Origin of the sequence: Nonomuraea sp. B1E8 (genome assembly GCF_039871515.1) — a bacterium.
In the GTDB taxonomy this organism is placed as follows: domain Bacteria; phylum Actinomycetota; class Actinomycetes; order Streptosporangiales; family Streptosporangiaceae; genus Nonomuraea.
Genome location: NZ_JBDPLS010000039.1, coordinates 1 through 6,202, shown reverse-complemented (window position 1 = coordinate 6,202; position 6,202 = coordinate 1). Strand labels below are relative to the sequence as shown.

The 6,202-nt window shown below is 65.6% G+C and carries 7 protein-coding genes; 3 read left to right on the top strand and 4 right to left on the bottom strand.

Features of this window, described 5'->3' with window-relative positions; translation table 11 throughout:
• A partial coding sequence (locus ABGA98_RS45575) for a transposase (protein ID WP_347624733.1) occupies positions 1 to 719 on the top strand: 719 nt, incomplete at its 5' end.
• Entirely contained in the window at positions 716 to 1,159 is a 444-nt protein-coding gene (locus ABGA98_RS45570) for a hypothetical protein (RefSeq protein ID WP_347624732.1), read from the top strand. The genes ABGA98_RS45575 and ABGA98_RS45570, both read left to right, overlap by 4 nt.
• 160 nt (positions 1,160 to 1,319) lie before the next feature.
• Here ABGA98_RS45570 and ABGA98_RS45565 read toward each other — a convergent pair whose 3' ends face one another.
• The 4 genes from ABGA98_RS45565 to ABGA98_RS45550 all read right to left on the bottom strand — a co-directional run bounded on the left by ABGA98_RS45565 (position 1,320) and on the right by ABGA98_RS45550 (position 4,861).
• Positions 1,320 to 1,679, bottom strand: coding sequence for a nuclear transport factor 2 family protein (locus ABGA98_RS45565; RefSeq protein WP_033381706.1), 360 nt, complete (start codon positions 1,677 to 1,679; stop codon positions 1,320 to 1,322).
• 58 nt (positions 1,680 to 1,737) lie between these two features.
• Positions 1,738 to 2,565, bottom strand: coding sequence for a DUF1684 domain-containing protein (locus ABGA98_RS45560; RefSeq protein WP_347624731.1), 828 nt, complete (start codon positions 2,563 to 2,565; stop codon positions 1,738 to 1,740).
• Positions 2,566 to 2,686: 121 nt separating this feature from the next.
• The gene (locus ABGA98_RS45555; RefSeq protein ID WP_347624730.1) at positions 2,687 to 3,475 is read right to left on the bottom strand and encodes a sulfite exporter TauE/SafE family protein; all 789 of its coding nucleotides are present in this window, start codon (positions 3,473 to 3,475) and stop codon (positions 2,687 to 2,689) included.
• Positions 3,476 to 3,478: 3 nt separating this feature from the next.
• Entirely contained in the window at positions 3,479 to 4,861 is a 1,383-nt protein-coding gene (locus ABGA98_RS45550; RefSeq protein ID WP_347624729.1) for an MBL fold metallo-hydrolase, read from the bottom strand.
• A 170-nt stretch (positions 4,862 to 5,031) separates the two neighbouring features.
• Between ABGA98_RS45550 and ABGA98_RS45545 the strand changes: the two genes are divergently transcribed.
• Complete coding sequence (locus tag ABGA98_RS45545) at positions 5,032 to 5,619, top strand: XRE family transcriptional regulator (protein WP_347624728.1); 588 nt, start codon at positions 5,032 to 5,034, stop codon at positions 5,617 to 5,619.
• Positions 5,620 to 6,202: the final 583 nt, after the last annotated feature.

The following is a 6,202-nucleotide window of genomic DNA, read 5'->3' as shown; positions in this document are numbered from 1 at the left end:
CCACGACGGGACTTGGGGAGAGCCCGTTGCTCAGTAATGGGCACGGCGGGTTCGGGAAGCGGCCCAAGGAAACGGACCGATCGAAAGACCGGCACCGCGCCTTGGGCCGACTTCACAAGCGGCGCGATGACGGCACCGACAAGACGATCCACGACCTGCTGCGCTGGCATCTGCGCGAGAAGAAGAAACGATTAGCCGACCCCGGCCTGGTCGTGCTGGACACCCAGAGCATCCACGTCGCGGCCGGAGTTCCCGCCTCCACGACCGGAAAAGACGCTGCCAAGAAGGTGTCGGGGAGAAAACGAGGGCTGGTCGTGGACGTGCTGGGGCTGGTCATCGCCGTGATCATGCTGGCCGCCTCGGCCCACGAGAACACCGCCGGGATCGCCCTGCTGGACCGGGTCGCCGCCGGCACCGAGGGGACCGTGACCAAGGCTCTGGTCGACCAGGGTTTCAAGAATGCGGTCGTCGCGCACGGTGCCGGCCTGGGGATCGATGTGGAGATCGTCGAACGCAACCCCGCCGACAAGGGGTTCGTCCCCCAGCCCAAAAGATGGGTCATCGAGCAGACCTACGGCATCTTGATGTTCCACCGGCGTCTGGTCCGCGACTATGAGCACCTGCCGGCCAGTTCCGAATCACGGGTGTATTGGGCGATGACCGACGTGATGTCCCGCCGCCTGACCCGCGACCCTGCCTCGTCAGGGCGGTGGACATGACCAGGCCCGACACCTGGCAATCCGACCCCGGAACCTGGCTCCTGGATAAGATCGACGCCCGCGAGCGCTCCCTGACCTGCCAGATCGAGCAGACCCAGGTGGAGATCGACACTCTTACCGCTCGTCTGGGCGAACTCAGCGAGGGGATCGAACACCTACGGATCACCCGCAAGACCCTCATCTGTCTTGCTGCGGAGGATCTCGTCCCGGCCGAGCCGGTCGCGCCTCCCACGATCCCCGGCCACCCGGCCTACCAGCAGATTCTCACCGTCTTCGGCGAGGCCGGCGGCTCCCTGCGCGCTCGCGACCTGGCCTTGGCGATGGACCTGCCGCTGACGCAGAACGACATCCAGAACGTCCGCGCCAAGCTCAAACGCCTGGCCGGTCGCGGCATCCTCGTCGAGACCGAGCCGGGATTATTCACCCAGCCGCGCCCATAGACCGAACGACGAGTTGCCCACCAGCCGACCTAACCCAACCCAACGGCGAAAAGGAACGTCAACTCACGGAACGCACTCTGAAGTTGTGAACGGCAGGGTCGTTCGCCATCGGCTCCGCGTCCTGGTGAGCCATGACGCGGAGCATCGTCGTCAGTAGTGGCTATTTTTCCGGCGGTGTGAAGTTGGCGTACTCCTCGATGCGGTCGATGAGACCGTTCTCGAATCGGAAGTACATCGCTACGGGCATGTCGATCCGGTTGCCGTCGTTCAGCACGATACGAAGTACGTGCTGCTGAAGCACCTCGTTGTCCTGCTCGAACTGCCGGACGATGTCGTACCGTAGTGACTGCATGTTGGCGGCGCCCGCACGGAGCATTTCGATGGTGTCGTCGATCGCCTGTTCCCCTTGGCCGTTCCACACGGTGGCCTTGTCGGTGAACATCGCCCGCATGCCGGCGTAGTCACCCTGTTCGAAACGCCGTAGATACCGCACGACTGTCTCGCGCAACGTCTCCGTCATGATGCCAGGTTCTCCTTCGTTGAAAGTGGTTGTGCGGCGTGCCCTTGCCGGGCTCGGGTCATTCGCCGGCGTGGACCGGGCCCCGTTCGCCCGCCTCCACACGCAGCGGAAGGTGGTTGCCCGCAGGCGGTAGCGGACAGGGAAACAAGTCGGAAAAAACGTGGTTGGGGACAATCGCCCGGTTGAAATCCAGACGGACGGTTGAGCCCTCGGGCTTCGGCAGGATCAGCCAGCGGCCGATGCTGGGTGTCGCGCTGCCACTGGTGGAGTCGGCGAACACCACCAGAAGCAGTTCGCCGGCGGCGTACTCGACCGCGACCAGCCTGTGCCGTTCGCCGTTCAGTTCGACGATGACGTCACCAGGCGCCGGTATGGTGTCCTTGCTCGGCGGGCTGGTCAATCGTGTCACGTCGGCCACCCGGTCCGCGGGTGCCGGGACGTACTCGCCGCCGATGATCCAGGCCGGATCGAATGGGTAGGTCGCGATCTCCTTCAGCCGGGTCAGCGCCGGGGCGTGTGGGTCCCAGACGGTCAACGCCCCCATCCCGTCGTAGACACCGACGATGCCGAAACGCCCATCCTGGAATTCGATGCTGGTCCGCGAGGCGAGTTCCACGGTGCCGTCCACAGGTTCGCCGGCGACCGACACTCCGTCCTCGGGTGTCGCGGTGAACCGCACACTTCCTGCGGTGGGTGGGTTCCAGTGGCCAGGTACGCCCGGTATGGTCTGTCCCGATTCCGTGATCTTCGCCAGTACGGTGGTCGCCGCCAGTCCCCGCGGTCCGGAAACCTCTTCCCACCGCCTTCGCCGCCATGTCTCGTGTTCGGCCAGTGTGCTGTCTCCGGAAACGTGTTCCGTGGACGCATTCCCTTGCTCGCCAGGCATGACTTCCTCCTTCGACGCTCGTGTTGCTTGTCGGCGTGTTGTCGGCCGTACATGCAGGATTTCCCACGTTCGCCAAATTGGCAAACATATTTGCCAAATCAGCAAACCGATGGTGGGCAGGTCAATGAGCCAGCACGGTGGCGGGGGCGACAACGGCTGTCACGGCGGTGGCGACGGCAAGGACCAACACCGCGTAGACGAATGCCCGGCGGACAGTGCGCACCGGCAGCCGGGTGGCCAAAGCTCCGGCTCCCAACGCGGCGAGAACGGCGGCGCCAGCGAAGTTTCCGACAATGGCCCAGTCGAGCGCGACGTTGGTGTGAGCGATCAGTCCGGCTACGGAGTTGACCGTAATGATCACCTGAGAGGTGGCGACCGCGGCACTCGCGTTGATGCCGAGCAGCAGCGTCAACGCGGGGCCGATGAGGAAGCCACCGCCCACACCGAACAACCCGGTCAGCCCTCCGACGAGCGCGCCGGCTGAGAGGGCCAGCGGGAGGCAGGGTTTCCAGCTCACTGGCCCGTTCTTGGCCTGGCACACCGCCGGGCCGGCAGCGGCGGGCTCCCCGGACATCGTGAGCGCAACGACCGTCATCACGACGGCGAAGCCCAACAGCCGGAGGCGGGGTGGCATCAACTGTCCTAACGTCGCACCCGCGATGGTGGCGGGAATGCCCGCGGCGCCGAAGATCAGGACGACAGGCCAGTGCACGATGCCAGCCCGTAACCGAGGCACCACCGCTGCCGCCGCCGATGCCCCGACTACCAGCAAGGAGGTGGGAACAGCCGCGGAAAGTGGTTGCGCGGCAACATAGACGAGGGCAGGCACCGCGAGAATGGAACCGCCCGCACCGAGCAGGCCCAGTGCAAGCCCGATGAGCAGCCCAGCCAGTGCGGCGGTCACCAGCACTGGTCACGCCACCATCGGGATCCCGGCTGCGCCCGCGTGGTCGAAGGCGTCGTCGATTAGGACCACGGTTCTGTGTGCGCGGGCGAGCAATGAGGCCGCGGCGGCGGCTCGATACCCGCTACGGCAGTGCACCCAAACCGGTCCGGTGGGCAACTCGTCCAGACGCCGCCGGAGTTCGGGCAGGGGAATGTGTACCGCCCCGCGTATATGGGAGGCCTGCCATTCGCTTCTCTGGCGGACGTCCAGCACTATCGCGGCCATGGGGAGTCCGTCGACAGTGCCGCGGAGTTCCGCAGCGAGGTCCACGAACGAAGCGGTCACCAGATTGGTCACCCGGTGGTCGTGCTGGTGACCTGCCCACCTGCTGGGGTCCCCGGTTGCCGCTGCCGCCGGCCGGTCCACACCGATGCGGGCAAGTTCGCGTTGTGCCTGGGAAAGCTCGCCAGAGGTACCGCCAAGCAGAGTGATCGGTGTTCCCCAGTCGATGAGCCAGCCCAGCCACGTCGCCATCGGTCCGTCGAGTCCTAAGGAGACCGTACCGGCCAGGTGTGAATGTGCGTATGCCTTGCGGGAACGGAGGTCCACCACCCACTCGCCGCCGTTGATTCGGCGCCGTAACTCGGCCGGGCCGGCTACGTCGATCGGGGTGAGATCGATCGGTTCGGGCCCCGCCATGTTGCGGATCCCCATATGGGCGTAATAGGCGGGATAGTCGTCCAGACCGGCGAGAGTCTGATGCACGAACTCGGTTTCGGCCAGCAGCAACGCGGGGTTGACCTGTCGTTCCCGGCCGATGGTCGATGCGTCACCGCCGGTTTGGGCGGCCGAACAGAAGCTGCCGAACCCATGGGTCGGCCACACGCTCGCGCCAGCGGGAAGCGCACGCGCCAAACGATGCGCCGAACTGCGCTGCCGACGAGCCAGTTCCGCGGAGTGTTGCCTGCCGAGCAGGTCGGTCCGGCCCGTGGTACCGAACAGCAGTGACCCTCCGGTGAACACCCCTACTGGCCCCTGCGCGCCATCCAGAATGTAAGACAAGTGATGAAAGGTGTGGCCCGGCGTCCCGACCACCCGGATCCGGGTCTCCGCCGACAACTTCAGCACGTCCCCGTCCCTCAGCGGCACGCGGTCGAAGGACATGTCGTCGGCCGCCGCGACCCCGTAGCGCGCCCCGGTCAGCCGGGCGAGGTGCAGCCCGCCAGACACGTAATCGTTGTGCACATGGGTTTCCAGCACCCATGTGATCCGCACACCCAGCCTGCCTGCCAGGTCGAGGATCCGGTCGATGTCTCGTTGCGGGTCGATCACCGCGGCGGATTCGCCGTCGTGCGCGAGATAACTGCGGTCACCCAGCGACGATGTCTCGACTACCTGTACGTCCAGCATTCTCCGTCTTCTTCCCTGTCAGAGTGTCGCGAGCATGATGTGCGGCTCCGCTCCGCGTGCCCAAAGCAAGTTGCCGATCTGTCAAACCCAGGAAACGACCAACCCACAACAACCGTGCAACGTCGATCACAGGCATGCAAATATGTTTGCCAATGTGGCAAACTTGACCAATGGACGACAACACCGACCGGGCGCTCGACGCAGTCGGCCCCCGGCTGCGCGCCCTGCGCCAGGAGCGCGAAACGACACTCGCCGAGCTGTCGGCACGGACAGGCATCTCGATCAGCACCCTGTCCCGCCTTGAATCAGGAAACCGCAGGCCGACACTGGAACAACTGCTACCGCTGGCCCAGGCGCACGGCGTCCCGCTCGACGAGCTCGTCGGCGCTCCGCCCACCGGTGATCCCCGTGTTCACCTGCGGCCTATCACCTGTAAGAACGGCATGACCGTACTGCCACTCACCCGACGCCCCGGTGGCATCCAGGCGTACAAGTTCGTCATCCCCGGCAGGAAGCGCCCAACCGAATCCGACCCCCAAAGCCACGAGGGGTACGAATGGGTATACGTCCTCAATGGACAGCTGCGCCTCACTCTCGGCGAGCACGACCTGACACTGTCCCCCGGGGAAGTCGCCGAGTTCGACACCCGCACACCACACTGGTTCGGCGCCGCCACCACCCAACCGGTCGAATACCTCTGCCTTATCGGCAGACAGGGTGAACGTGCCCACATCCGCGCCGCCCTCAAGGTGACCTGACCCGCACGTGGCCCGTGTGCGCGGTCAGCCGCCGCGTACACCACGAGGCTGCGCGCCACAATCCCGTCCAGTACCGACCCGGATACCGCGCCCTCGCTCGCGAAGCTTCTTGCGCCACTTCCTCGCACAGGCGGGACGCGGCGCACAAGGCCGACGGCCGGGCTGGAGATGTGCTGGTGGAACTGCGGTGCCGGGAGCTGACGACCACGTCCCCTCATGGTTGACCAGTTCGAGGCCCTCAGACCTTCGGGCAAGTCGGTCCGCCCACCGCGAATCTGTGGCAGCCGGAGGGTGAGATCCCCTCCGGCCACCCGAGCCGGGCGCGTATCTCCGCAAAGGACATTCGGGTCGATCGAGGACGTCATCCGGGCGTTCCTGCGAGCGGTGATCGAGAACTCTTCGCCACAGACGACTACACACAAGAAGACCTGGCGGACGAACTCTACGATCGCGCCACTTGTGAAGTCGGCCCAAGGCGCGGTGCCGGTCTTTCGATCGGTCCGTTTCCTTGGGCCGCTTCCCGAACCCGCCGTGCCCATTACTGAGCAACGGGCTCTCCCCAAGTCCCGTCGTGGTGGTGCGA